The following is a 25672-nucleotide window of genomic DNA, read 5'->3' on the forward strand; positions in this document are numbered from 1 at the left end:
TCCTTCAACGGTTTTGCTGCCGAGGACCTCGGGCGAGGGCGATCTGCCGTTCGCCGAGTAGTTCGGACATCACGGCCGGCATGAGCAGGCGCGAGCCCTCGTGGCTCAGGTGGCCCTGGTCGCGATAGAGCGGCACGCCGTCGCGCTCCACCTGGCACGTCGTCCCGTCGCACAGCAGCGGCTCGAAACGCAGCACCGGCAGGCGCGCGTCGGACTTCGCCAGGTCGGCGACGAAGCGGTGCTCGGCAGCGCGGCGGTGTGCATCGTCCGCCTCGTCGATCACGCAACCCGGCGTCGCGCCGATCGTCCAACGACGCGCCTGTCGCCGCTCCAGGCAGCCCGCGATGTCGAAGGGCGCCGACGGCGGCGGCGCCACCACCATCACCCGCTTGCCCATCGCGCGCAGCCGCTTCACCGTCGCGGTCATGTCGTCGAGCAGCGCGGCGCGCATGGCCGGCCCGCCGCGCAGGCGCTCGCCGCTGCGGGTGCGCTGGAGCTCGTACTTCGAATCATCCAGGTACTGCGTCAGCAGGCTCGACAGGACCACCGTGTCGATCTCCGGGTGCCGTTCCAGCCAGCGCAGCACGGATGCATTGAAGGCCTGGCATTGCTCGATCCAGGGGAGGCGAAGCTGTTGCCGCGGCCGAGTGACGGCCGCACCGGCGTCAGTCCCGGGAAGGGGCCGCAGGAGGACTTCGTCGCCTGCACCAGGCCCTGGTCGCTGGCCACCCGGACAAGTCCCGGCACCAGATGCATGGCGTAGGAGTCGCCCCACACCATCCAGCGCGCGCCGGGACGCGTGCGGCAATCCTCGCGACCGTCGAACGGCTCTTCGGCGTCGCAGTTGGCGGACAGGCCGTAGTTGGCCTTGCGCAGCTCGACGAAGTCGATCGAGCCCGGCGCCGGCTTGTGCAACGCCAGCGCGATACCGCCGGCTGCGAGCGCCAAGGTGGAGGTGCCCAGGATGAGCGCGCCCCGTCGGCCTGTCAGCAGCGCCTTGGCGGGTCGTTCGACCGCGCGGTGCAGCGCCCACGCCAACGGGAACGCCATCAGCACGGCACCGATGCGCCACGCCATCAACGCGTGCGAATCAGCCTTTAGTCCGACCCAGGCGTTGTGCAGGATCGCGATCAGCGGCCAATGGACGAGGTAGAGCGCATAGGACCAGTCGCCGACGCGGATCAGCGGCGCGGCCGCGCGCGGGAGGCCGACGGGTTCGCGCAGCAGCAGGACCAGCGTCCCGAGTCCGACGACCAGCGCCGCCGGCCCGGGATGCGCGGTGCCGAACCATTGCGGCGCGGCAGGCACGACGAGGAGCAACACCCACGCCGGCCATGTGAGCCATCGCAACACCCGCTGCACCGATCTCGCGCCAGCGAGGCCCATCAACGCGCCGATCGAGCCGAGGCCCAGCTCCCACGCGCGCGTCGGCAGCAGGTAGAACGCGCCGCTGGCATCGACGGGCTGCCACCAGATCAGCAGGCCGAGACTGGCGGCCGTGACCAGCAGCGCGGCGCCGGCCCGCAGTCGCGCGGGGCTGAAGAAGAGCAGCGCCGGCAGCAGGAGGTAGTACTGCTCCTCGAGCGCCAGCGACCAGAAGTGCAGCAGCGGCTTGAGGTCGGACGCACCTTGGAAATAGCCGGTCTGCCGCCACAGCACGACGTTGTTGGCAAAGCCCAGCGCACCGAGCAGTTGGCCGACGAAGTCGATCTGCTCGCTGCGGTTGAGCGCCCATGGCGCCGCGAGCAGGGTCGCGCCGAGCACGACGTACGCGGCCGGCAGCAGGCGTCGTGCACGACGCCCGTAGAACGCGCGGAAGGAGAAGTCGCCCCGCTGCAGCGCACGCTGGATCAGGCCGGTGATCAGGTAACCGGAGATGACGAAGAAGATGTCGACGCCGAGGTAGCCGCCCGACGCGCCCGGGATCTGGGCGTGGTACAGCAGCACCCACAACACGGCGATCGCGCGCAGTGCCTGGATGTCGTCGCGCAGCGGAACCTCGCCGACTGCATGCGGACCGTGGGGGCGATGGAAGGGCGTCGGGGATGGGCTTGTCACCAAGGCGTCAGAACAGCAGCAGGAAGAACAGAATGGCGCGCGCATCGCGCGTCCGGCGGATTGTGGCCCGCGTGAAGGCCTGCCGCCTGCGTGACAGTGCGGTCTGCCTCGTTGCGCCACACTGCCTGCCATGTTGGACACCCAGCCCCGCAGCCCGCAACGCCGTCGCATCTATCTGATGCGCCATGGCGCGGTGACCTACTTCGACGGCTCGACCGGCCGACCGGTGCTGCCCGAGCAGGTGCGGCTCAACGACGACGGCCTCGCGCAGGCGCGGGCCGCCGGCGAGGCCTTCCGCGCCGCGGGCGTGCGCTTCGATCGCGCGATCGTCTCGGGCCTGCCGCGCACCGTCGAGACCGCGGACCTCGTGCTGCGTCATTCCAGACAGCCCGACCTGACCCCGCAGACCTGGCCCGAATGGCAGGAGATCCGCGGGGGCCGCCTCGGCGAGATCCCGAACGAGGATCTGGCGCAGGCCTTCAACGGACTGCAGCGCAGCCCGGTCGCGGAGTCCCAGCGTTTCCTCAACGGCGAGAGCGTCGGCGAGCTGCTCGACCGCGTGCTCGGCGGCGTCGCCCGCCTGCAGGCCGATCCCGACTGGGACTGCGCGCTGCTGGTGCTGCACGGCGTCGTCAACGCCGCGATCCTCTCGCACGCGGTGACCGGCGGCCAGCGCGTGATGCTGGGCAGCTGGGTCCAGTCGCCAGCCTGCATCAACGTGCTGGACGTCGCACCACCGGCCGGGGATTCGCCCGGCAGCTGGCTGTTGCGTGTCTGCAATTTCGCCCCGTCGCATCCGCTGCATGCGGATGAGCGGGCCACCACGATGGAAGCGCTGTACGCGCAGTACCTCCGCTATCGCAGCCAACGCGGCTGAAGGACCTCCCCATGAACTTCGACTACAGCCCCAAGGTGGACCAGCTGCGCGAGCGCCTGCTCGCCTTCTTCGACGAGCACATCTATCCCAACGAGAAGCGCTATCACGAGGAAATCGCCGCCAACCGCCGCGGCGGCAACGCCTGGATCCCGACGAAGGTGATCGACGAGCTCAAGCCGAAGGCGCGTGCCGCCGGCCTGTGGAACCTGTTCCTGCCGCGTTCGCCGCGCGCGCCGGAAGGTCTGTCCAACCTCGAGTACGCGCCGCTGTGCGAGATCATGGGCCGCGTGTACTGGGCGCCCGAGGTCTTCAACTGCTCGGCGCCGGACACCGGCAACATGGAGACGATCGAGCGCTACGGCAGCGAGACCCACAAGGACCGCTGGCTGGAGCCGCTGCTGCGCGGCGAGATCCGTTCCGCCTTCCTGATGACGGAGCCGGACGTGGCCTCGTCGGACGCGACCAACATCCAGTGCCGCATCGACCGCGACGGCGACGAGTACGTCATCAACGGCACGAAGTGGTGGTCGTCCGGCGCCGGCGATCCGCGCTGCGCGCTGTACATCGTGATGGGCAAGACCAATCCCGACGCGGGACGCCATGAGCAGCAGTCGATGGTGCTGGTGCCGGCCAACACGCCGGGCCTGACGGTCAAGCGCCATCTGAGCGTCTTCGGCTATGACGACGCGCCGCACGGCCACATGGAGATCGAGCTGAAGGACGTGCGCGTGCCGGTGGACCACATCCTGCTGGGCGAGGGCCGCGGCTTCGAGATCGCCCAGGGCCGCCTCGGCCCGGGACGCATCCACCACTGCATGCGCTCGATCGGCGCGGCGGAGCGGGCGCTGGAGCTGATGTGCAAGCGGGCGATCTCGCGGGTCGCCTTCGGCAAGACGATCGCGCAGCAGACGGTGACGCAGGAACGCATCGCCGAGGCGCGCTGCAGCATCGAGCAGGCCCGCCTGCTGACGCTGAAGGCGGCCTACATGATGGACACCGTCGGCAACAAGGTCGCCAAGGCCGAGATCGCGATGATCAAGATCGTGGCGCCGAGCATGGCGCTCAAGGTCATCGACTGGGCGATGCAGGTGCACGGCGGGATGGGCGTCAGCGACGACACGCCGCTGGCCTACATGTGGGCCGGGCAGCGCACGCTGCGCTTCGCCGACGGTCCGGACGAGGTCCACCGCAACTCGCTGGCGAAGCTGGAACTCTCCCGTCACATGACCCTGCCCAACGCCGGCGACATGCCGATCACCCGCGGCGGCTGAGACTGTCGTACACCGTCACGCACAAAGCGTGGCATCACACCAACGGGGGGACGTCGCAGGAACCTGCTTCTCCCCCGGGAGAGCGGTTTTCATCACGGGGCCCGGTGGCTAGGATCAGCCACCCATTTTTCCGGGCGCCTTCCCACGCGCCGCTCCCGCGATGAACCGATTCGCCGAAGTCCGCACCTGGCCGCTGCTCGCGTTCGCGCTGCTGGTCGGCCTGCAGGCCATCGTGCTGACGGTCACGCTGGGCGGATATGCGGTCGACGGGTGGCTGGCCTGGGTCGGCATGGCCTCGCTGGTGCTCACGGTGGTGCTGGCGGTCGCGGTGGTGTCGACCCTGGCGCGCGCGCAGGCCCGGGCGAAGCTCGCGCAGCGCACGATGGAGGAAGCCATCGATGCCCTGCCGGCCAGTGTCGAGATCTTCGACGCCGGCGACCGCCTGATCGCCTACAACAAGCGGCTGGTCGAGATCTATCCGCACATGCTGCGGCACTTCCAGCACAAGAGCACCTTCGAGGACCTGGTGCGCGAGTCGCTGGCCCGCGGCGGCATCCCCGAGGCCCGCGGCCGCGAGCCCGAATGGCTGGAGGAGCGCAAGCAGGCGCGCGGCCAGCAGATGACGCCCCTGCTGCAGCGCGTGCATGACGACATGTGGCTGCGCATCTACGAGTCGCGCACCCCCTCGGGCGGCATCGTCGGCGTCCGGATGGACGTGACGGACCTGATCCATGAGCAGCAGCGGCTGGCCGCCAGCCGGGCGCAGCTGCGGGCGACGATCGAATCGGCGGCCAACGGGATCCTGACGCTGGATTCGGGCGGGCACGTGCTCGAGGCCAACCCGAGCTGCGAGCTGCTGTTCGGCTTCACGGCACCTGAACTGCAAGGCGTGCACCTGGGCATGCTGCTGGGGACGGCGGCTTCGACCGTGCCCGAACCCGGCGCGACGCCGGAGGCGCCGCTGGACCCGCGCGCGCTGCTCGGCCAGCCACGCGAATTCACCGCGCGGCATCGCAGCGGCGAGGCGCTGCACCTGCAGCTGGCGATCGCCGAGGTCCGCACCGAGACGATCCATCTGTACGTCTGCATCGTCACCGACCTCACCGAGCGCAAGCGCCAGGAGGAGCGGCTGCGTCGCGCCAACGAGCTGCTCGCGCGGCAGTCGACGACCGACGGCCTGACGGGCGTGGGCAACCGGCGGCTCTTCGACCAGCTGCTGCAGACGGAATGGCACCGCGCCACCCGCGCGAACCGGCCGCTGGCGCTGCTGATGGTCGACATCGACCACTTCAAGCAATACAACGACTGCTACGGCCATGTCTCCGGCGACGACTGCCTGCGACGCGTCGCCACGCTGTTGCGCAGCTGCGCGGGCCGCGGCGGCGAATCGATCTGCCGCTACGGCGGCGAGGAATTCGCGGTGCTGCTGGTCGACACCGACCTGGCGGGCGCGCAGGTGGTGGCGCAGCGCTGCCTCGACAGCGTGCGGCTGGCGGCGATCGAGCATGTGGGCTCGCCAGTGAGACGCTCGGTGAGCCTGTCGATCGGGGTGGCGTCCCTCATCCCGCAGAACGGCGACGCGGCACAGCGCCTGATCCAGACGGCGGACGCGGCGCTCTACGAGGCCAAGCAGGCGGGCAGGGCGCGCCTCATCTGCCAGCAGCAGACGGCCTGAACCGCCCACGCGGCCACGGCGCGACAATCGCGTCCATGCCGCACGCCGACCCCACCCAGGATCCGATCGTTTTCCTGAAGCAGCAGATCCGCACCGTGTCGGACTGGCCGTCCGCAGGCGTGCAGTTCCGCGACATCACGCCGCTGCTCTCGAATCCGCGCGCCTTCCGGGTGCTGATCGACCAGTTCGTTCACCGCTACTTCGACGAGCGCCCGGATGCGATCGCCGGCCTGGATGCGCGGGGCTTCATCATCGGCTCGGTGCTGGCGTATGAGCTGAATGTCGGTTTCGTGCCGATCCGCAAGAAGGGCAAGCTGCCGTTCACGACGGTGCAGGAGACCTACGAGCTCGAGTACGGCAGCGCCACCGTGGAGATGCACACCGACGCGGTGAAGGCGGGCGATCGCGTGCTGCTGATCGACGACCTGATTGCGACCGGCGGCACGATGATGGCCGGCAAGCGCTTGCTGGAGCGCCTGGGGGCCGAAGTCATCGAAGGGGCGGCCATCGTGGACCTGCCGGAGCTGGGCGGCTCGAAGCGGCTGCGTGACGGGGGACTGAAGGTCTTCTCGCTGGTCGACTTCGACGGACATTGAGCCCGGATCACTTGCCGATGCAGAACCGGCTGAAGATCTCCCCCAGCAGGTCGTCGGCGGTGAACGCGCCCGTGATCTCGCCGAGCGCGTCATGCGCGAGGCGCAATTCCTCCGCCATCAGATCCAGCGCCGGCGGCTGCGCCTCGGCCTGGAGCAGCGCCAGCTCGATGTGCTCGCGCGTGCGACGCAGCGCCTGCACATGGCGCTCGCGGGCGATGAAGAGCCCTTCCGGCACCGCGTGCCATCCGACCTGCTGCAGCAGCTGGCGGCGCAGCACGTCCAGGCCCTCGCCCGTCTTCGCCGACAGCGTCAGCGCCCCCGCCGGCAAGGACGCCGGTGCGTGCGCATCGGCCTTGTTGTAGATCTGCAGGATCCGCGCCGGATCGACACTCGCGAGCCGTCGGCGGATCTCGGCATCTTCCGACTCGTAGTCAGCATGGCCGACCCGCGTCAGGTCGTGCAGGAACAGCACCACGTCCGCATCTGCGATCGCATCCCAACTGCGCGCCACGCCGATGCGCTCGACCTCGTCCTCGGTGTCGCGCAGGCCCGCCGTGTCGCTGATGTGCAGCGGTACGCCTTCGATCTGGATGGTCTGGCTCAACTTGTCCCGCGTCGTGCCGGGAATCGCCGTCACGATCGCCAGCTCGGCACCGGCCAGCGCGTTCAGCAGCGAGCTCTTGCCGACGTTGGGCTGTCCCGCCAGCACCACCTTGATGCCCTCACGCAGGATCGCACCCTGCCGGCTGCGGTCGAGCAAGGCTTCCACGCGGACCAGCAGGCGGCGCAGCTTGCCCAGTGCGTCGGCCTGCTCCAGGAAGTCGATCTCTTCCTCCGGAAAATCCAAGGTCGCCTCGACGAGCATGCGCAACTGGATCAGTCCATCGCGCAGCCCGCCGACCTCGCCGCTCAACGCGCCGGCCAGCGCACGGCCGGCACTGCGGGCGGCCGCCTCGGTGCTCGCATCGATCAGGTCGGCCACCGCCTCGGCCTGCGCGAGGTCCAGCTTGCCGTTCAGGAACGCGCGCCGCGTGAATTCGCCGGGCTCGGCCAGGCGCATCCTCAGCGCGGGGTCGGCTTCCAGGCAGCGCGCCAGCAGCAGCTGCAGCACCACCGGACCGCCGTGGGCCTGCAGTTCCAGCACATGCTCTCCGGTGTACGAGTGCGGCGCCGGGAACAGCAGCGCCAGGCCGTGATCGATCGCCTCGCCCTGCGCGCTGCGGAACGGCAGATAGGTCGCCTCGCGCGGCTTCAGCGCGCGACCGCAGATCGCCATCACCAGCGGGGTCAGGTCTTGAGGCGCGGACACCCGCACGATGCCGACCGCCCCTCGTCCTGGCGCGGTGGCGATGGCGGCGATGGGATCCTGATGGCGCGACAGCATGGCCGCGATTGTCTCGCAGCGCCCATGAAAAACGGCGATGCGCCCAGGGGCGGCATCGCCGTTGTCGTGAATGGCGCGGGGTAGGCCTCGTCGCCGACTCTCGTGAGCCGGCGCCTGGCGCCTCCGGTTCTCCACCACCTCAAGCCGGGTGGAGAAGCGACCCCCGCATGGCCCCCATTAAGCGCCCGTGAACAGGCGAAAAAAGCCCCCGGGGTGCGGGGGCTCGGGGAAGCGCGTGAGGAATTGCCGAATGCCTCCCGCGCCGGTCGCCCTTATTTCTTCACGGCGGCTCCGCCGATCTGCTTGTTGATCATCCATTGCTGGGCGATCGACAGGATGTTGTTCACCAGCCAGTACAGCACCAGGCCGGACGGGAAGAAGAAGAACATCACGCTGAAGGCCAACGGCATGATCCACATCATCTTGGCCTGCACCGGGTCGGCCGGTTGCGGGTTCAGCCACACCTGCAGCAGGCTGGACGCCGTCATCAGCAGCGGCAGCGGACCGATCGGCGCGCCGAACAGGTGACCGAACAGGCTGTCCGGCTTGGACAGGTCGTGGATCCACATCACCCAGGGGGCGCCGCGCATCTCGACGCTCGACAGCAGCACCCAGTACAGCGCGATGAAGAACGGCATCTGCAGGAAGATCGGCAGGCAGCTGCCCAGCGGATTGATCTTCTCTTCCTTGTAGATGCGCATCATCTCCTGCTGCATCTGCTGCGGCTTGTCCTTCATGCGCTCGCGCATTTCCTGGATGCGCGGGTTCACCGCCTTCATCTTGGCCATGCTGCGGTACGCGCTGGCGTTCAGGCCGTAGAACGCGGCCTTCAGCATCACGACCAGCAGGATGATCGCCCAGCCCCAATTGCCCAGCAGCGAGTGCAGCACGTCCAGCAGCCAGAACAGCGGCTTGGACAGGATCTTGAAGATGCCGTAGTCCTTCACCAGTTCCAGGCCGGGGGCCAGGACTTCCAGCTTCTTCTCTTCCTGGGGACCGACGTACAGCACGTCGTCCAGCTTGGCCGACGCGCCAGGCGCGACGGTGGCGAAGTTCATCACCACGCCGGCGGTGTACAGGTTCTCGTTGAGCGGACGGACGTTGAACTCGCGCGGGCCGGCGTCGTTGCGGATCCAGGCGCTGACGAAGTAATGCTGGACCATCGCGACCCAGCCGTCCTCCGCGTTCTTCTCGTACTCGGCCTTGCCCTTCTTCAGGTCGTCGAAGGACAGCTTGTGGTACTTCGCCTTGTCCGTGTAGATCGCCGGGCCCGAGAACGAGGTCGGCGCGAACGACGGACCAGTGTGGTCGATGTGGCCGTCACGCACCAGCTGCAGGTACAGCTGCGGCGTCACCGGCGCGGCGCCGGTGTTGGTCACCTCGTGGTTCACGCCGATGGCGTAGTCGCCCCGCTTGAAGGTGTAGGTCTTGACCAGCTTCACGCCGCCCTGGTCGGCTTCCAGACGCACGGTCAGCGCGTCCTGGCCGTCCTTGAGCTCGCGCGGCCCGTCGACCAGCGTCAGCACCGTCTGGTCGCTGGGCGCGTTCGGCACGTTCAGCAGGCCGGAACGGGCGCTGTAGTTGCGGATCGGGTCCAGGATGACGACGTGGCCGCTGGCGTTGGTGTCGTCGGCGTGCTTGAGCAGCTCGACGCGGACCAGGCTGCCGCCGCGCGTGTCGATCGTGGCCTTGACGACGTCGGTCGTGAAGGTGACCAGCTCGTTCTTGATCGGGGCCGGGGCCGCGGCGGTCGTTCCGGCGGCGGAAGCGCCGGCAGCCGCCGGCAACGCGGCGGCGGAAGCGGCCGACGCCGGACCGGCCGGCGCGGTGGCGACCTTCGCCGGCGCCGGGTGGAACAGCGACGGCTGTCCGTTGTGCCGCTGCCAGCCGTCCCACAGAAGGACCAGCGACATCGTGAACACCACCCACAAGATGGTGCGGCGAATATCAGTCATGGGAAGCTTTTGGATTGGCGGTTGAAGAGGCTGCCCCCGGCCGGCATCCGGACGGACGCAGCAATCGGGTGAACAGGCGGGGCGGATTGTCGGGCACGGGATCGTGTCCGCCCAGACAGAATGGGTTGCAACGCAGGATCCGTGCGGCCGCCAGATAGGTGCCGGCGGCGGCGCCGTGCTGCCGGAGCGCCTGCATCGCGTAGTTGGAACAGCTCGGGCTGTAGCGGCAACCCGCTCGCAGCCAGGCGCTGAACAGCAACTGGTAGCCGCGCACCAGCCCCATCAGCAAACGCGTCGACAGGCCGGGGCGGGGATCCATGGTCGTTTTTCCGAACCCGGGTCCGGTCAGCCGACCGGCGCCGAAGCCGGCGGTCGTGCCAGCTTGCGCGTCAGCTGCAGCAGTTCCGCGCGCGCAGCCGTGCGCAGCGCGTCCGAAGAGGCGCTGGGGAATTGCTTGCGGTCGAAAGGCATGCGCAGGCGCACCACCCACAGGCCGGGCGGCAGTTCAGGCAGATCGCCGAACACCGCGCGGATCTGGCGCTTCAGCAGCGTCCGCGTGACGGCGCGCTTCGCATGCCGCTTGGGCACGACGTAACCCAGCCAGGCCCGGTCGGGCGCGGCTGGAGCGGGTGCTGCAGAAGTGGGCGGCACTGTCGCCATCGGCGTTTCATCCACAGCTTGGGGATGAATCGGTGCATCACCTGTGGACAAGTCAGCCGGTCCTGTGGATGGACGGCGCTTGGGCAGCGTGGGGCTGTCGGCCAGGTGGTGCACGGCGAAGTGCGCGCTGCGTGCGCGGCTGGGCGTACCCAGCACGCGCTCGAAATCGGCCGATCGTACGACGCGGCCGATCACGGTGCGGGCAAGGACGTCTGGCGTGTCGCTCAGACGGCCAGGCGCTTGCGGCCCTTGGCGCGACGAGCAGCGATGACGGCCTTGCCGCCACGCGTCTTCATGCGAACCAGGAAGCCGTGGGTACGGGCGCGACGGGTCTTGGAGCCTTGATAAGTGCGTTTCATGTTCAACCTCTAGGAAATCTCGGTACTTCCCGCCGCCTCGCGCCACTGGCCTGTTGGCCTGTGGCACCGCGCACGGACATCGGGGGATGTCGGAAGCCGCTCGAAAAAGCGGAGGCCCAAGCAACGAACCCAGGCGAGAGTCCACGCAGCTACGTCCGGGCGTCCGGAAAACCCGCGATTACAGCAAAGATTTGCGTCAGGGTCAATCCGGATGCAGGTCGCCACGGGGATTACCAGCACTTGACCGGGGGAAAAAATCTGTGGATAACCCAGACTCCGCGGCACCGGATCGGTACAATCGGGCCGCTCGAAGAATAAGTTTTCCACAATGAGCGCAGACTTGTCAGGTGCGGCCCTGTGGCAGCGCGGTTGCGAACGCCTGGCCGCCGAACTGCCTGAACAGCAATTCAATACCTGGATCCGGCCGCTGCCCCCGCGGAGGTCGCCCAGCAGGACGAGAACGGCCACGAGGCCGTCCTGGTGTCGCTCCGCGTTCCCAACCGATTCAAGCTGGACTGGATCCGCAGCCAGTACGCCGGCCGGATCGAGGCCATCCTGACCGAACTCGCCGGAAAACCCGCGCGCCTGGAATTGTCGCTGGCGCCGCGCGAGGCCATCGCGCCGCTGCCCCGCACCTCGCCGTCCGGCATGACGATGGGCCAGGTGCTTCAGCAGCACGGCCTGCGTGGCGGCCCCGGCGCCGCGCAACTGGCCCCCGACCACGCGGCGGTTGCGGCGCGTCCGGCCGCGGCGGCCGCGCCCGCCGCGCCGGCGACCGCCGCCAGCCTGATCCAGGGCGCGGCCCCCAATGTCCCGGCCAATCTCCCGCCCAGCGCCACGCGCCACCGCATCAACACCAGCCTGACCTTCGACACGCTGGTGCCGGGCCGCGCCAACCAGATGGCGCGCACCGCAGCGCTGCACGTCGCCGGCGCGCCGGGCCAGATGTACAACCCGCTGTTCATCTACGGCGGCGTCGGCCTGGGCAAGACCCATCTGATCCATGCCGTCGGCAACGCGCTGCTGAAGGACCGCCCCGACGCCCGCGTGCTCTACCTGCACGCCGAGCAGTTCATCTCCGACGTCGTCAAGAACTACCAGCGCAAGACCTTCGACGAGCTCAAGGCGAAGTACCACTCGCTGGACCTGCTGCTGATCGACGACGTGCAGTTCTTCGCCGGCAAGGACCGGACGCAGGAAGAATTCTTCAATGCGTTCGAGGCGCTGCTGGCCAAGCGCGCCCACATCATCATGACGTCGGACACCTACCCGAAGGGCCTGGTGGACATCGACGAGCGCCTGACCAGCCGCTTCGACGCCGGCCTGACGGTGGCGATCGAGCCGCCCGAGCTGGAGATGCGCGTCGCGATCCTGATCAAGAAGGCCGACGCCGAGAACGCGCCCATGCCCGAGGACGTGGCCTTCTTCATCGCGAAGAACGTGCGCGCCAACGTGCGGGAGCTGGAAGGCGCGCTGCGCAAGGTGCTGGCCTACAGCCGCTTCTCGCACAAGGAAATCAACATCCAGCTGGCGCGCGAGGCCCTCAAGGACCTGCTGTCGATCCAGAACCGGCAGATCTCGGTCGAGAACATCCAGAAGACCGTGGCCGACTTCTACAAGATCAAGGTCGCGGACATGTACTCGAAGAAGCGCCCGGCGAGCATCGCCCGCCCGCGCCAGATCGCGATGTACCTGGCCAAGGAACTGACGCAGAAGAGCCTGCCGGAGATCGGCGAGCTGTTCGGCGGCCGCGACCACACCACGGTGCTGCACGCGGTCCGCAAGATCGGCGGCGAGCGCCAGAAGAACACCGAGTTGAACCAGCAGTTGCACGTCCTGGAGCAAACGCTGAAGGGATGAGGAAAAACGCCTTCGCCTTCAGCGAAAATGCCGCGTTCGCCCGTACAGCCAACAGTGGAGAGAGGTTGACATGATCGTGTTGAAAGACAGCCAGGACAAAGTGCTTGCCGCGCTGCAGGCCGTGTCCGGCATCGTGGAACGGCGCCACACGCTGCCCATCCTGGCCAACGTGCTGGTCCGCAAGCAGGGCCGCCAGGTCGAGCTGACCACGAGCGACCTGGAGATCCAGGTCCGCACCACGGTCGAATTCGACGGCGACGACGGCGACTTCTCCACGACCATCGGCGCGCGCAAGCTGATCGACATCCTGCGCTCGATGCCGTCGGACCAGACGGTCAGCCTGACGTCCAACCAGAGCAAGATGACGCTGCAGGGCGGCAAGAGCCGCTTCACGCTGCAGACGCTGCCGTCGGACGACTTCCCGCTGGTGCAGGAAGCGGCCGACTTCGGCCCCGCGTTCAACGTGCCGCAGAAGACGCTGAAGGGCCTGATCAACCAGGTCCACTTCGCGATGGCGGTGCACGACATCCGCTACTACCTGAACGGCATCCTGTTCGTGGCCGAAGGCAAGATGCTGACGCTGGTCGCCACCGACGGCCACCGCCTCGCGCTGGCCCAGGCCGAGACCGACACCGAGATGCCCAAGCAGGAAGTCATCCTGCCGCGCAAGACGGTGCTGGAGCTGATGCGCCTGCTGAAGGACGGCGGCAAGGGCGACGACGAGAGCGCGCCGATCGAGATGCGCTTCGCCGGCAACCAGGCCAAGTTCAGCTTCAGCGGCATGGAATTCGTGACCAAGCTGGTCGAGGGCAAGTTCCCCGACTACAACCGCGTCATCCCGAAGAACCACCGCTTCCATGTGCTGATCGGCCGCCAGCCGCTGCTGGCCGCGCTGCAGCGCGCGGCGATCCTGACCAGCGAGAAGTTCAAGGCCGTGCGCCTGTCCTTCGACCCGGGCCTGCTGTCGATCGCCTCGAGCAACGCCGAGCAGGAAGAAGCCAAGGAAGAGCTCGAGATCGACTACGGCGGCGACCAGATCGAGACCGGCTTCAACGTCACCTACCTGATGGACGTGCTGGCCAACATGTCGCAGGACATGGTGCGCGTGGACCTGAACGACAGCTCGTCGAGCGCGCTGCTCAGCATCCCCGAACACAGCGGCTTCAAGTACGTCGTCATGCCGATGCGAATCTAAGGTTGCTGCGCAACCTTCGCTCCGCAGAGCGGGCATGTTGCGCACCCCCGGCCCCCGCCAAGCGGGGGTTCCAGACAGTTTGACAAACGGCCGCTCGCGGCCTTGAACAGCCTTCCGATGACCGATAACAGCACTCCTGAGAACACCCCGACGCCTGTGCCGCAGAACGACGGCGCGGGGTACGGCGAGTCCAGCATCCAGATCCTGGAAGGGCTGGAGGCGGTGCGCAAGCGCCCCGGCATGTACATCGGCGACACCTCGGACGGCACGGGTCTGCATCACCTGGTGTTCGAGGTCGTCGACAACTCGATCGACGAGGCGCTGGCCGGCTATTGCGACGACATCGTCATCACCATCCACACGGACAACTCGATCTCAGTCATCGACAACGGCCGCGGCATCCCGACCGGCGTGAAGATGGACGACAAGCACGAGCCCAAGCGCTCGGCGGCCGAGATCGCGCTGACGGAACTGCACGCGGGCGGCAAGTTCAACCAGAACAGCTACAAGGTCTCGGGCGGCCTGCACGGCGTGGGCGTGTCCTGCGTGAACGCGCTGTCCAAGACGCTGCGCCTGACGGTGCGCCGCGAGGGCAAGGTCCACCAGCTGGAGTTCAAGAAGGGCTTCCCGCAGGACCGCGTGATCGAGGTCCGCGACGGCTTCGAGACCAGCCCGATGAAGATCGTCGGCGAGACCGACAAGCGCGGCACCGAGGTGCACTTCCTGCCGGACACGGAGATCTTCACGCAGAACTCCGAGTTCCATTACGACATCCTGGCCAAGCGCCTGCGCGAGCTCTCGTTCCTGAACAACGGCGTGAAGATCCGCCTGGTCGACGAGCGCAACAACAAGGAAGACAACTTCGCCTTCGCGGGCGGCGTGCGCGGCTTCGTCGAGTTCATCAACAAGGGCAAGACGCCGCTGAACCCGAACATCTTCCACGCCCAGGGCGACAAGATGTCGGACCAGAACACCAACGTCGGTGTCGAGGTGTCGATGCAGTGGAACGACGGCTTCAACGAGAGCGTCCTCTGCTTCACCAACAACATCCCGCAGCGCGACGGCGGCACCCACCTGACGGGTCTGCGCGCGGCGATGACGCGGGTGATCAACAAGTACATCGAGGACAACGAGCTGGCCAAGAAGGCCAAGGTCGACGTCACCGGCGACGACATGCGCGAAGGCCTGGCCTGCGTGATCAGCGTGAAGGTGCCGGAGCCCAAGTTCAGCTCGCAGACCAAGGACAAGCTGGTGTCGAGCGAAGTGCGCGGCCCGGTGGAGGACATCGTCGCGAGCAAGCTGACGGACTGGCTGCTGGAGAACCCGGTCGACGCCAAGATCATCTGCGGCAAGATCGTCGAGGCCGCGCGGGCACGCGAGGCGGCGCGCAAGGCGCGCGAGATGACGCGCCGCAAGGGCGTGCTGGACGGCATGGGCCTGCCGGGCAAGCTGGCGGACTGCCAGGAGAAGGATCCGTCGCTGTGCGAGATCTACATCGTGGAGGGCGACTCCGCCGGCGGCTCCGCCAAGCAGGGCCGCGACCGGAAGTTCCAGGCCATCCTGCCGCTGCGCGGCAAGATCCTGAACGTCGAGAAGGCGCGCTACGAGAAGCTGCTGACCAGCAATGAAATCATCACGCTGATCACGGCGCTGGGCACCGGCATCGGCCGCGGCGCGGGCAGCGACGACTTCAATCCCGAGAAGCTCCGCTACCACCGCATCATCATCATGACCGACGCGGACGTGGACGGTGCGCACATCCGGACGCTGCTGCTGACCTTCTTCTACCGGCAGATGCCGGAGCTGGTGGAGCGCGGCCACATCTACATCGCGCAGCCGCCGCTGTACAAGGTCAAGGTCGGCAAGCACGAGCAGTACCTGAAGGACGGCCACGAGCTGGACGGCTTCCTGCTGAAGGTCGCGCTGAACGACGCCGAGCTGCACACGGCGGGCGTCGGCACGGGTCCGGTGCTCAAGGGCGAGCAGCTCGAGACGATGGCGCGCCAGTACGTGGCGGCGCAGAACGTGATCGAGCGCCTGTCTGCCTGGATGGACGGCGAGGCGCTGCATCTGCTGGCCTCGGGCCTGACGCTCGGGCTGGACACCAAGGAAGCGGCGGACATCTCCGCGACGGCGCTGCAGGTCGCGCTGCACGACGCGGTGGTGCATGCGGAGGTCGATCCGCGCACCGACAAGCAGTTCCTGCGCATCAGCCGCCGTCACCATGGCAACGTGCGCTCGAGCATCATCACGGCGGACTTCGTGCACGGTGCGGACTATGAAGTCCTGGCCGAGGCCGGCAAGACCTTCAAGGGTCTGGTGGGCGAGGAAGCCGTGATCCGCAAGGGCGAGGGCGAGAAGGCCAAAGAAAGCAAGGTCGCGGACTTCCGCGCCGCGATGGCGTGGCTGATGACGCAGGCCGAGTCCAGCGTCGGCCGCCAACGCTACAAGGGCCTGGGCGAGATGAACCCCGCGCAGCTGTGGGAAACGACGATGGACCCGACGGTCCGCCGCCTGCTGCGCGTGCAGATCGAGGACGCGATCGAGGCCGACCGCGTGTTCACGATGCTGATGGGCGACGAGGTGGAACCGCGCCGCGAGTTCATCGAGCAGAACGCGCTGAGGGCGGCGAATATCGACGTGTGATCGTCGGCCCGGCCATCCCTGGCACTCAGCAGAGCTTGCGCTGCTACAACGAATGGCTCATCTCTAGCGGGATGGGCCATTTCTGCATTCTTGGGTAGTGGTTGTGAAAACTGGTCACGGCAGAGTGCTGCATTTCTGCCCGACGTGGGAGTCATGGTGTGAGCGAGCAAAAGCCTGAAGCCGAACTGGTCCTGTACGCCACAGCGGATGGCGCTGCCCGCTTTTTCCTTCGGGCCACAGAAGGCAGTCTCTGGCTAAGCCAATTGGAGTTGGCAGAGCTTTTCGAGACCTCGGTTCCGAACATCAACATCCACATCAAGAACGTGCTGGACGAGGGGGAACTCCAAGGTTCGGCAACTATTAAGGAGGACTTAATAGTTCGAGTGGAGGGTACCCGCCAGGTCCGGCGACCCGTCAAGCTCTACAGCCTTGAAATGATCCTGGCGATCGGCTACCGCGTGAAATCCCCGCGCGGCACGCAGTTCCGCCAGTGGGCGACAACCCACCTGAAGGAATACCTCCTCAAAGGCTTCGTCATGGACGACGAGCGCCTGAAAGGGGCGGAGCAGGCGGACTACTTCGACGAGTTGCTTCAACGCATCCGCGACATTCGGTCGTCGGAGAAGCGCTTCTATCAAAAGGTGCGAGATCTCTTCTCGCTCTCCGTCGACTACGCCGACGACGAGCAGGTGACTCGCATCTTCTTCGCGGAGGTTCAGAACAAGATGTTCTTCGCGGTCACGGGCAAAACCGCTGCTGAACTGGTCGTTCAGCGCGCTGATCCGGAGCATCCGCAAATGGCGCTGACTTCGTGGCAGGGCCAGAGGATTCGGAAATCGGATGTCGTCGTCGCCAAGAACTATCTGGCGAACGACGAACTCGAACACCTCAACCGCATTGTGAGCACGTTCCTCGAATTCGCGGAACTCCGAGCGCAGCAGCGCAAGAGCCTCCGCATGGCGGACTGGCGCAAATACGTCGACAGCTTCATGGAGTTCAACGAGCAAGCCGTGCTTCAGGGCGCTGGTCGCGTCAGTCACCAAACGATGACCGAGATCGCGCACGAGCGTTATGAAAGGTTCGATTCCATGCGGCGAAAGGCGGATGCCGTCGAGGCTGATCGCATCGAATTGGAAGCTTTGAGCGGGCTCGAAAAGCAGTTGAGCACGCGACACAGGGACTGAGCCCGGTCCCGCACATTGGCTACACCCGTCGTCGACAACAGGGATGTAGACCCCCTCGAAGAGGGCCTGCAGAAAAGACCGTCACGAAGAGGGCGCGACTATCATCCGCGGCGCCTCAGCGCGGAAGAAAGAGTCGCATGCCGCTTTACTTCATCTGCTTTCTGGTCATGCTCGGAGCGGCGCTGCTGCTCTACGCATGCGCATTGGTCACGGCGGGAATCACCCGCAGGGCGCCGCCGCTCCTCGTCAATGGCCGCGCGGCCGACGCACTCCAGGCCGCCCATCTCGCGCTGATCTGGTCCTGTGTCGGCGTCGGCTGGCTGCTGTACTTCAACGTATACCGCATCCATGTGGACATGGCCGGCGTCAGCGATGCCGCCTTCCAGGCCTTCGCGCGCGGCTACACGCGCAAGCTCCCGGTGGTGGTGTTGCCTTATGGCGTAGGCGCGTTGGCCGCCGCGATAGGCCTATGGGCCTCGCCGGGCCGCTTCTCGCGGCGCGCGCTGTGGGGCATCGCCACCTTGTGGCTGCTGTCCGTCGCCACAACCCCCTGGGCCGCTGGTGCGCAGGGCGACATGCAGGAGCACGGCTTCACCGACGCCGCCTTCCAGCAGTTGCAGTTGGCGCATCTGGCACGCTCGCTCCTGCTGACGGTGGCTGCGTTGTGGGCCTTGTTGCAAGCCTGGAATCCGCAACGGGCGCGGACATAACGATGGTCAAAGGGCTCGAAACGCTACTTCCACAACGGACGCGCCTACGCGACCATCCAATGGTGAGCGCTCTGCCTTCGTCCGTTGCGGTGCTGCTCGTGCTCAGTCTGGTGACGTCTCCTCTGCATGCTGCACCGACCCCGTTCGAGTGCCCGGTCGAGTTGCCGAAGACCGAGCAGAAGCTCGACCAGGTGCCCGAGGGGTTCACAGTGACGACGTCGACGCCCTATCCAAGACACGAACTCACCGGTTTTCGTGTCAACCTCGGCCCGGTCGATGTCTCCGATGCCACGATCAACGACAAGGCATCGAACAAGCGCGATGCGCGAGGCGGCCTGACAGAGAGGTTGACCTGGAACGTCGCTCAGTACGAAGACGCATACGCAATCTGCCTGTATCGCGCAACAACACAGTCGCTGGTCCGTCCTCTGGCGGGATACCGCGAATGCACGGTCATCTCCACTGCCGCTCCGAGTGGCCTGCTCAAGATGCAGTCGGCATCTTGCCGATGAGTTCTCCACAGGCACGATGAACCGCACCGATGACCAGTGACCGCCGTCCGATCAACGAGGTAACCCCTCTTACCTCTATGTGCTGGTCGATGGTCAATGAACACTTCCGCGCCGCCGCCTCGCTGCTGGCGGCATTGGCGGGCTGCGCAGTGTTCGCCGACGCGGCCCGCGCGTCTGGCGGTCCGCCCGAACCGGCGAGCTGTCGTTTCTCCGCGTTCGTCGAAGAGACCGATGCGGCCGGGCTCAATGTGCGCGCGGCCCCTTCGAGCACGGCGCCCGTGCTGGGGACGCTTCCGCCTGTCTGGTCCGACGGTACGGGCTGGCAGGTCCGCATCCGCGTCACCGTCACTGCCGCCTCCAATGGCTGGTTCCGTATCCGCGATGCAGCGGACGACGAGGCATTGACCGGCCAACCCGCTCGCCCGGTCTATGACGGCGAAGGCTGGGTGAGCGGGCGCAAGCTGGTCGTGAAGTCGCAGGCCAGTGCGGGTCGCACGCGTCCGTCGAAGGACGCCGCCGCGTCCGTCAGATTCAAGGACGAGCTGCTCTTCGACAGTGACGGGGCCATCGAAGCCGGTCGTCCCGTGGACTGCCGCGGCGCCTGGGTGCAGATCGATTACGACGAGGCACGATTCCCCGCGGACCTACGGCCGCTGCTGCAGGTCTCGCCCTCCGCACGCACCGGTCTCCCCAAGGGTCGCTTCCGTGCCTGGCTCGACAAGATCTGCGGCATCCAGGAGACGTCCTGCGACGGACCGTCGTCGCTCGAGACGCCCTGATCGAGGTTTCAACCATCCGGAAATTCCGGTCGGTTCATCTGACGCTTGTTGCAGAGCTCGCCAAGGGCCTGAGGCCGACATGACCTCCGTCATGCGCGCCCCCTGTGAAGGGTTCAGCGGTGGCGGACGCGCACGAGACCGCTCCGTAGACTGCCCTCGTCGTCCTCCCCGGACATCCACGAGATCATCTGCATGTGCGCTCTCGCTTTCCGTTCCGCGTCCCTTTCCCTGATCGCCCTGTCGCTCGGCCTGCTGGCCGCGACGCCACCTGTCCAGGCCCAGTCGATCAGCGTCAAGCCCGGCCTGTGGGCCAGCGCGAGTGTCAACACGCTCAACGGCCGCAAGATGCCGACGATCTTCGACATCAAGGGCGCGCTCACCGCGCAGCAGAAGAGCAGCCTGTCGGCCGCGATGGCGCAGCTCGGTCTGCCCGCAGGCGGCAGCCCGCACCTGGACTGCCAGAAGTCCGCTGAGTTCGCGCTCCCGAAACCCGAGAGCGTCGAGCAATGCACCACGCAGCTCAAGCCCGCCGACGCCGCCAGCGGCACCTTCACGATGAGCTGCAAGAGCGACATGGTCAGCGGCACCGGCGCCGGCACCTACGAGGTCAAGGACAAGTCGACCGCCACGGTGAAGGTCTCCTTCAAGGGATCGACCGTGCAAGGCCAGCCGCTGAGCTACGACTCGTCCTCCGTTCACAAGTGGATCAGCAGCGACTGCGACGCGCCCCCGCCGGGTGTGGATCCTTCGCTGGCGGAATTGCTGCGCTGAGGCCGCTGATCAAGACCCGGAACCCCGGGCGATGCGATCGAGCAGCTCACTGAGCAGCAGCCGCTCCCCGGCACTCAGTGCCATCGTCTGATCCAGCGACGCCCGAAGCGCCGCCGCCGCCGCGCTCGGTCCCGCATCCGACACGGCCCCCGCCTCCCCGGTGATCGCGGCGATGACCGCCTCACGGGCGGCCGTGGATAACCCGGGGTCACGCTCGCCTTCCGGCTGCGACAGCAAGGTCAGCACCGTGCCGGTCCCGGCGGACTTGATCAGGTCGATGGCGCGCGCCTCACTGGTCTTCAGGCGCCCCGCCAAGGCGAGGTTCCTCACCCGTCGCTGAAGGACCGCCAATCCCGCTTGCGTGATCTCGGCGGTCGCGCCGGCCGTGCCCTGCCCGTTCAGGATCGCGAAGAGCGCCGGATGCGCAAGGCCGAAGGCCACATGCAGGTCCCATCCCGCGCGCAGCTCCTCCAGCGGATCGGGGTCCGGCATCCTCGTCGACTTCTCGGCGACGTAGATGTTCAGCCGATGCACCGCCACGGCGTCCAACAGCCCCCGCTTGTCGCCGAACAGCCGGTAGATCGTCGGCGCCTGCACGCCCGCGGCGGCAGCCACCGCACGCGTCGTCGCCGCTTCCTGGCCTTCCCGGTCGATCAGGGCCATGGCGGCCTCCAGGATCCGGGCCCGGTTGATGTCCGCCTGGCTGGGATCGGCGGGACTCGGATCGTCGCCCACAGGCTGCACTCGTTTCATAGGCTCGCACGATACCTCACGATGTTTCCGCCGATAACAGCCGCTTGCTATCTTTGATGTATCAATGGCATCATTCAACTGTTATCAACGGAAACATTGATCGGATCAGCCATGTTCGTCGTCACTGGAGCCAGCGGAAAGCTTGGCCGCGCCATCGTTCATCAGCTCGCGCAGCGAGTGCCCGTCGGGCGCCTCGTCGCGGTCAGCCGCAACCCCATCGCCTTGGCGGACCTCGCCGCGCTCGGCGTCGATGTCCGGCAGGGCGACTTCGCGGATCCGCCCAGCCTGGCGTCCGCCTTCAAGGGTGGAAAGCAGCTCCTGTTGATCTCCTCGAATGCGAAGGCTTACGGCGGAGACTCGCTCGGACAGCATCGCGTGGCCCTCGCCGCGGCACGGGACGCAGGGGTCGAGCGCATCGTCTACACGAGTCATATGGCCGCGGGCCATGACTCCGCCTTTCCGCCGATGCACGAGCACGCCGCCACCGAGGACATGCTTCGCGCCAGCGGGCTGGCGTGGACCGCACTGCGCAACGGCTTCTACGGATCGAGCGGCCTGGCGATGCTGGCGGAGGGGATGCGGTCCGGCGCCTTCGACACGGCGGCCGACGGGCCGGTGTCCTGGACGGCCCATGCGGACCTCGCTGAAGCCGCCGCGCGCGTGTTGATCGACACGTCCCGGGACAGCGGCCCGACGCCGCCACTCACCGGTCCGGAGGCGCTGGACCTGTCGGACCTGGCGGCCATCGCCTCCGCCCTCATGGGAAAGCCCGTGGTCCGATGCACCCATCCCGTGGACGCACTGCGGGCCAAGCTCCAGGAAAGGGGTCTGCCTCCGGCGATCGTGGCGATCTCGCTGGGCTTCTACGACGCCGCCCGCAAGGGAGAGTTCTCGACGGTCGACCCGGCCCTGGAGCGCCTGCTCGGTCGCCCGCCGATCCGCATGCGGGACTTGATCGCGCAACAGCTCGGCCACTGAGCCTCCGAGGCGGGCGCCGAGGACGAACCGCCGCCCCTGCAGACCGGGCTCGGCGAGGACGCGAGGATCCTCGTTGACATATGATGATAATCATATTACGCTCCGCTCCATGAACGCCTCGTCGTCCTCCCGCTCCACCCGCAAGGAAGAATCCCGCGACCGCATCCTCGACGTCGCCGCCCGCACCGTCCGCCGCGCCGGCTTCGACGGCGTGGGTGTCGCCGACGTGATGAAGCAGGCCGGGCTCACGCACGGCGGCTTCTACGCCCACTTCGCGTCCCGCGACGACCTGCTGTGCGCCGCCGCACTGCGCGCCGGACAGGACAGCCGCCAAGTGCACCACAGCCATGCCGATCGGCTCGTGGCTGCCGGCGTGCCGCCGTTCCGCGCCCTGGTGGAAACCTATCTGCATGAAAGCGGCATCGACAATGTCGACTGCGGCTGCCCGGTCGCGGCGCTGGTGGCCGAGATGCCCCGCCAATCGGACGCCGTGCGCGGCCAGGGCCACGGACTGCTGCTGGGCATGCAAGGCCTCGTGCTGGACGCGCTGGGCGAAGGCGCCTCGCCGGAGTTCGCCTGGCCGATCGCCGCGACGCTGGTCGGCGCCCTCCAGATGGCCCGCGCCATCGGCGATCGCGAACAGGCGATCGCCATCCTCGACAGCACGAAGCGCTCGCTGCTGGCTCAACACGCTGAAGCCGCCTCACAGCCGATCCGCCCGGCACGCTGATCCTTTTTCCATCGGGGACCTCCGGGTCCCTTCTCTTTGCCCATCAATATGACAGTCGTCATATGAAACTACGCGCCGCGGCGCAGAAGGAAGTTCCATGCAGATCAAGGATGCCGTCGTCTTCATCACCGGCGCGAACCGGGGCCTCGGGCTCGAATTCGCGAAACAGGCGCTCGCACGCGGCGCGAAGAAGGTCTACGCCGCAGCGCGCGACGTCTCGACCATCACGCTGCCCGGCGTCGTGCCGGTGCAGCTCGACGTGACCCGGCCGGAACAGGCCGCCGCCGCCGCGCGTGCCTGCGGCGACGTGACGCTGCTGATCAACAACGCCGGTATCGGCCGAGTCGGCGGCATCGCGGGCGACAACGCGGAGACCGTCCTGCGCGAGCAGCTCGAGACCAACCTGTTCGGCATCTTCCACGTCGCGCGCGCGTTCGCGCCAGTACTGGGCCGCAACGGCGGCGGCGCGATCCTGAACATGCTGTCCATCCTCAGCTGGGTGAACACGCCGATGCTCGGCGCCTACGGCGTCAGCAAGGCCGCGGCCTGGGCGCTGACCAACAGCCTGCGCGCCGAACTCGCGCCGCAGGGCACGCTGGTCGCCGGCTTCCACGGCGGCTTCATCGACACGGACATGATCCGCGACTTCGAGGTGCCGAAGGCCCGGCCGGAGGACGTCGTCCGCCAGTCGCTCGACGAGATCGAACAGGGTGCCGTCGAGATCACCGTCGATGACTCGACGCGCCAGGTCAAGAAGGCGCTGTCGGACGGGGTGTACCTGATGGATCCGATGGCGCACTGAGCGCATGGGGCGCATCCGGCGCGTCGGCGGTGCTGAACGCACGCTCGTCGAAGAAGTTCACGCTGAACCGGCGCCGCAGGCGGAAGCCCAGGCGCTCGTAGAGCGCGATCGCCGAGAGGTTGTCGGTGAACACGTGCAGGAAGGGCGTCTCCCCGCGAGCGAGGATGCCCTGCGCGACCGCCTTCATCAACGACGCGGCGAATCCGCGGCCGCGACAGGACGGGTCGACGCAGACCGCGCTGACCTCGGTGAAGCCGGGCACCTTCATCCGCTCGCCCGATAGCGCCACGAGCCGCCCCTCCAGCCGGACGCCGAGGTAGCGGCCCAGCTCAAGGGTGCGTTGCCCGAAAGGGCCGGGCTGCGTCGCGCGCACAAGTTCGAGGATGTCCGGCACGTCGGCCGTGTCCATCGTCAGCGTCCCGATGTCGGGCACGGACGCCATCGCCGACGGATCCACCAGCACCATCTGATCGACCGGCGCCCGCCTGAACGGCACGAGGCCGCCGAACGGACGGTCGTCCTCCGCCACCACGAGCACGACGGGCGACCCGATGCGAAGCAGCCCGGTGAGCTGCGCGGGGGTGCCGATCGTCGAGGGCCTCAAGGCGCCGAAGGGACCGACGTCCGACGCGAACCGCCAGGCGTCGGCCTCCCCGGCAGCGAGCACGGCCTGCCTCCCCGTGAGCGCATGCCAGACCACATGGTCGAGCAGTGAATCGTCGGACGGCGTCGGGACGGGAGAGGTCGGCGCGATGTTCATGCGCCTGGACTCTAGGCGGTCGGCGGGCCGGACGCCACGGTCGACCGCGACATCCCGGCGGTCATTCGCGACACGCCGGTGTGCCGCGGCACCGCCGGCTGAGGCGTCGGCTACACCGTCAGTCCGTCGTCACTCCGCCTTCGCGCCTGCGGCCTTGATCACCGGATCCCACTTCTTGATCTCGGTGGCCGTCTGCGCGCCGAGCGCCTGCGGCTTGAGCCGGTCGCCCTGCGGCGCGACGACGCCCATCTCCTGGAAGCGCTTCGCGACGTTGGCATCGGCCAGCGCGTTGCGAAGCGCCGTGTTCAGACGCGTCACCACCGCCGCAGGCGTGCCCTTGGGCGCGTACACGCCGTGCCAGACGGCCAGCTCGAAGCCCGGGAGGCCGCTCTCGGCGAAGGTGGGGACGTTCGGCAGCTGCGGCACGCGGGCCTTGGTCGCCATCGCATAGGCCTTCAATGCCCCCGCCGCCACGTGGGGGCCGGTCGCCACCGGCTGGTCGCAGATCAGGTCGACGTTGCCGGCGATCACGTCCTGCAGCGCCGGACCGGTGCCGCGGTACGGGACCATGGTCACCGTCGTGTTCGTGGTCTGGCTGAACAGCATCGCGCAGAGGTGCGAGGTCGCGCCGACGCCCGCATGGGCGAAGCGCACCTCGCCCGGCTTGGCCTTCATCTGCTTGATGACCTCGGCGACCGTCGCCGGCGCGAAGTTCTTGTTCCCGACCAGGATCATCGGCACGTCGCCGGCCAGGCTGATCGGCACCAGGTCCTTGTTGGCGTCGAAGGTCAGCTTCGGGTACAGCGCAGGCGCCGTCGCGATCCCCATGTTGTGCAGCAGCACCGTGTAGCCGTCCGGCGCGGCGCGCACCACCTTCGCCGTGCCGATCGTGCCGCCGGCACCGCCGGCGTTCTCGACGATCACCTGCTGACCGAGGTCGCGCGTCATCGCCTCCGCGATCAGCCGGCCGATCACATCGGTCGAGCCGCCCGTCGCGTACGGGATCACCATCGTGATCGGCTTGTCCGGATAGGCGGCGGACGCTGCCGTCGCCACCGCCATCGAGACCGTCGTCACCGTGACGGCCAGGACCTTCTTCGCAATCTTTCGCATGTCTCGCTCCAAGGGGGTAAGGAAGTGCGCCGCCGGTCCATCGC

26 protein-coding genes are annotated in these 25672 nt (G+C 67.5%); 16 read left to right on the plus strand and 10 right to left on the minus strand.

The window, feature by feature from the left end:
* Positions 1 to 4: 4 nt before the first annotated feature.
* Both ACQ859_RS01875 and ACQ859_RS01880 read right to left on the minus strand, forming a co-directional pair.
* Entirely contained in the window at positions 5 to 586 is a 582-nt protein-coding gene (locus ACQ859_RS01875) for an SGNH hydrolase domain-containing protein (RefSeq protein ID WP_431264369.1), read from the minus strand.
* Positions 526 to 2058: an acyltransferase family protein gene (locus tag ACQ859_RS01880; protein WP_431264370.1), complete on the minus strand. Its 1533-nt coding sequence runs from the start codon at positions 2056 to 2058 to the stop codon at positions 526 to 528. Before ACQ859_RS01880 ends, ACQ859_RS01875 begins: the two co-directional genes overlap by 61 nt.
* Before the next feature lie 130 nt (positions 2059 to 2188).
* Between ACQ859_RS01880 and ACQ859_RS01885 the strand changes: the two genes are divergently transcribed.
* From ACQ859_RS01885 to ACQ859_RS01900, 4 genes are all read left to right on the plus strand, one after another.
* The gene (locus ACQ859_RS01885) at positions 2189 to 2935 is read left to right on the plus strand and encodes a histidine phosphatase family protein (RefSeq protein WP_431264371.1); all 747 of its coding nucleotides are present in this window, start codon (positions 2189 to 2191) and stop codon (positions 2933 to 2935) included.
* Positions 2936 to 2946: 11 nt separating this feature from the next.
* Complete coding sequence (locus ACQ859_RS01890) at positions 2947 to 4206, plus strand: acyl-CoA dehydrogenase family protein (protein WP_431264372.1); 1260 nt, start codon at positions 2947 to 2949, stop codon at positions 4204 to 4206.
* A 160-nt stretch (positions 4207 to 4366) separates the two neighbouring features.
* Positions 4367 to 5881, plus strand: coding sequence for a sensor domain-containing diguanylate cyclase (locus ACQ859_RS01895; protein WP_431264373.1), 1515 nt, complete (start codon positions 4367 to 4369; stop codon positions 5879 to 5881).
* A gap of 35 nt (positions 5882 to 5916) precedes the next feature.
* The gene (locus tag ACQ859_RS01900) at positions 5917 to 6477 is read left to right on the plus strand and encodes an adenine phosphoribosyltransferase (RefSeq protein WP_431264374.1); all 561 of its coding nucleotides are present in this window, start codon (positions 5917 to 5919) and stop codon (positions 6475 to 6477) included.
* Between the two features lie 7 nt (positions 6478 to 6484).
* Here ACQ859_RS01900 and mnmE read toward each other — a convergent pair whose 3' ends face one another.
* From mnmE to rpmH, 5 genes are all read right to left on the minus strand, one after another.
* Positions 6485 to 7861, minus strand: coding sequence for a tRNA uridine-5-carboxymethylaminomethyl(34) synthesis GTPase MnmE (mnmE, locus tag ACQ859_RS01905; RefSeq protein WP_431264375.1), 1377 nt, complete (start codon positions 7859 to 7861; stop codon positions 6485 to 6487).
* A 272-nt stretch (positions 7862 to 8133) separates the two neighbouring features.
* The gene (yidC, locus tag ACQ859_RS01910; protein WP_431264376.1) at positions 8134 to 9816 is read right to left on the minus strand and encodes a membrane protein insertase YidC; all 1683 of its coding nucleotides are present in this window, start codon (positions 9814 to 9816) and stop codon (positions 8134 to 8136) included.
* Positions 9809 to 10135: a membrane protein insertion efficiency factor YidD gene (gene yidD, locus ACQ859_RS01915; RefSeq protein WP_431264377.1), complete on the minus strand. Its 327-nt coding sequence runs from the start codon at positions 10133 to 10135 to the stop codon at positions 9809 to 9811. Before yidD ends, yidC begins: the two co-directional genes overlap by 8 nt.
* A gap of 26 nt (positions 10136 to 10161) precedes the next feature.
* Positions 10162 to 10476 (minus strand): ribonuclease P protein component, encoded by a 315-nt coding sequence (locus ACQ859_RS01920; RefSeq protein WP_431264378.1) that lies wholly within the window; start codon positions 10474 to 10476, stop codon positions 10162 to 10164.
* Positions 10477 to 10700: 224 nt separating this feature from the next.
* On the minus strand, positions 10701 to 10835 hold the full coding sequence (rpmH, locus tag ACQ859_RS01925) for a 50S ribosomal protein L34 (RefSeq protein ID WP_067065970.1): 135 nt from the start codon (positions 10833 to 10835) through the stop codon (positions 10701 to 10703).
* 328 nt (positions 10836 to 11163) lie between these two features.
* Here rpmH and ACQ859_RS01930 point away from each other — a divergent pair, with 328 nt between their 5' ends.
* The 9 genes from ACQ859_RS01930 to ACQ859_RS01970 all read left to right on the plus strand — a co-directional run bounded on the left by ACQ859_RS01930 (position 11164) and on the right by ACQ859_RS01970 (position 20492).
* Positions 11164 to 11394: a DnaA N-terminal domain-containing protein gene (locus ACQ859_RS01930; RefSeq protein ID WP_431264379.1), complete on the plus strand. Its 231-nt coding sequence runs from the start codon at positions 11164 to 11166 to the stop codon at positions 11392 to 11394.
* The gene (gene dnaA / locus ACQ859_RS01935) at positions 11316 to 12695 is read left to right on the plus strand and encodes a chromosomal replication initiator protein DnaA (protein WP_431259984.1); all 1380 of its coding nucleotides are present in this window, start codon (positions 11316 to 11318) and stop codon (positions 12693 to 12695) included. The genes ACQ859_RS01930 and dnaA overlap by 79 nt, the downstream gene beginning before the upstream one ends.
* 70 nt (positions 12696 to 12765) lie before the next feature.
* Complete coding sequence (gene dnaN / locus ACQ859_RS01940; RefSeq protein WP_331612699.1) at positions 12766 to 13890, plus strand: DNA polymerase III subunit beta; 1125 nt, start codon at positions 12766 to 12768, stop codon at positions 13888 to 13890.
* 117 nt (positions 13891 to 14007) lie between these two features.
* Positions 14008 to 16536 carry a DNA topoisomerase (ATP-hydrolyzing) subunit B gene (gyrB, locus tag ACQ859_RS01945; protein ID WP_088408117.1) on the plus strand — a complete coding sequence of 843 codons (2529 nt, stop codon included), beginning with the start codon at positions 14008 to 14010 and terminating at the stop codon, positions 16534 to 16536.
* A gap of 158 nt (positions 16537 to 16694) precedes the next feature.
* Complete coding sequence (locus ACQ859_RS01950) at positions 16695 to 17720, plus strand: virulence RhuM family protein (RefSeq protein ID WP_431264380.1); 1026 nt, start codon at positions 16695 to 16697, stop codon at positions 17718 to 17720.
* A 137-nt stretch (positions 17721 to 17857) separates the two neighbouring features.
* Positions 17858 to 18430: a hypothetical protein gene (locus ACQ859_RS01955; RefSeq protein ID WP_431264381.1), complete on the plus strand. Its 573-nt coding sequence runs from the start codon at positions 17858 to 17860 to the stop codon at positions 18428 to 18430.
* 59 nt (positions 18431 to 18489) lie between these two features.
* Entirely contained in the window at positions 18490 to 18942 is a 453-nt protein-coding gene (locus ACQ859_RS01960) for an STY0301 family protein (protein ID WP_431264382.1), read from the plus strand.
* A 29-nt stretch (positions 18943 to 18971) separates the two neighbouring features.
* Positions 18972 to 19721: an SH3 domain-containing protein gene (locus ACQ859_RS01965; RefSeq protein ID WP_431264383.1), complete on the plus strand. Its 750-nt coding sequence runs from the start codon at positions 18972 to 18974 to the stop codon at positions 19719 to 19721.
* A 192-nt stretch (positions 19722 to 19913) separates the two neighbouring features.
* Complete coding sequence (locus tag ACQ859_RS01970) at positions 19914 to 20492, plus strand: DUF3617 domain-containing protein (protein WP_431264384.1); 579 nt, start codon at positions 19914 to 19916, stop codon at positions 20490 to 20492.
* Between the two features lie 9 nt (positions 20493 to 20501).
* Here the strand turns inward: ACQ859_RS01970 and ACQ859_RS01975 are convergent, their stop codons facing one another.
* The gene (locus ACQ859_RS01975) at positions 20502 to 21245 is read right to left on the minus strand and encodes a TetR/AcrR family transcriptional regulator (RefSeq protein ID WP_431266440.1); all 744 of its coding nucleotides are present in this window, start codon (positions 21243 to 21245) and stop codon (positions 20502 to 20504) included.
* Positions 21246 to 21356: 111 nt separating this feature from the next.
* Between ACQ859_RS01975 and ACQ859_RS01980 the strand changes: the two genes are divergently transcribed.
* The 3 genes from ACQ859_RS01980 to ACQ859_RS01990 all read left to right on the plus strand — a co-directional run bounded on the left by ACQ859_RS01980 (position 21357) and on the right by ACQ859_RS01990 (position 23755).
* Complete coding sequence (locus ACQ859_RS01980) at positions 21357 to 22223, plus strand: NAD(P)H-binding protein (protein WP_431264385.1); 867 nt, start codon at positions 21357 to 21359, stop codon at positions 22221 to 22223.
* A 109-nt stretch (positions 22224 to 22332) separates the two neighbouring features.
* On the plus strand, positions 22333 to 22953 hold the full coding sequence (locus ACQ859_RS01985; protein WP_431264386.1) for a TetR/AcrR family transcriptional regulator: 621 nt from the start codon (positions 22333 to 22335) through the stop codon (positions 22951 to 22953).
* A gap of 97 nt (positions 22954 to 23050) precedes the next feature.
* A complete protein-coding gene (locus ACQ859_RS01990) occupies positions 23051 to 23755 on the plus strand; it encodes an SDR family oxidoreductase (protein ID WP_431264387.1) in 705 nt (234 codons plus the stop codon).
* On the opposite strand, the gene ACQ859_RS01995 is transcribed toward ACQ859_RS01990, so the two are convergent.
* Positions 23703 to 24515, minus strand: a complete 813-nt coding sequence (locus tag ACQ859_RS01995; RefSeq protein WP_431264388.1) for a GNAT family N-acetyltransferase — start codon at positions 24513 to 24515, stop codon at positions 23703 to 23705. The two genes, ACQ859_RS01990 and ACQ859_RS01995, sit on opposite strands and share 53 nt — an antisense overlap.
* Positions 24516 to 24644: 129 nt before the next feature.
* Positions 24645 to 25628: a tripartite tricarboxylate transporter substrate-binding protein gene (locus ACQ859_RS02000; RefSeq protein ID WP_431264389.1), complete on the minus strand. Its 984-nt coding sequence runs from the start codon at positions 25626 to 25628 to the stop codon at positions 24645 to 24647.
* Positions 25629 to 25672 lie beyond the last annotated feature (44 nt).

The organism is Roseateles chitinivorans (assembly GCF_050632235.1).
GTDB classification, from domain to species: Bacteria; Pseudomonadota; Gammaproteobacteria; order Burkholderiales; family Burkholderiaceae_C; genus Roseateles; species Roseateles chitinivorans_A.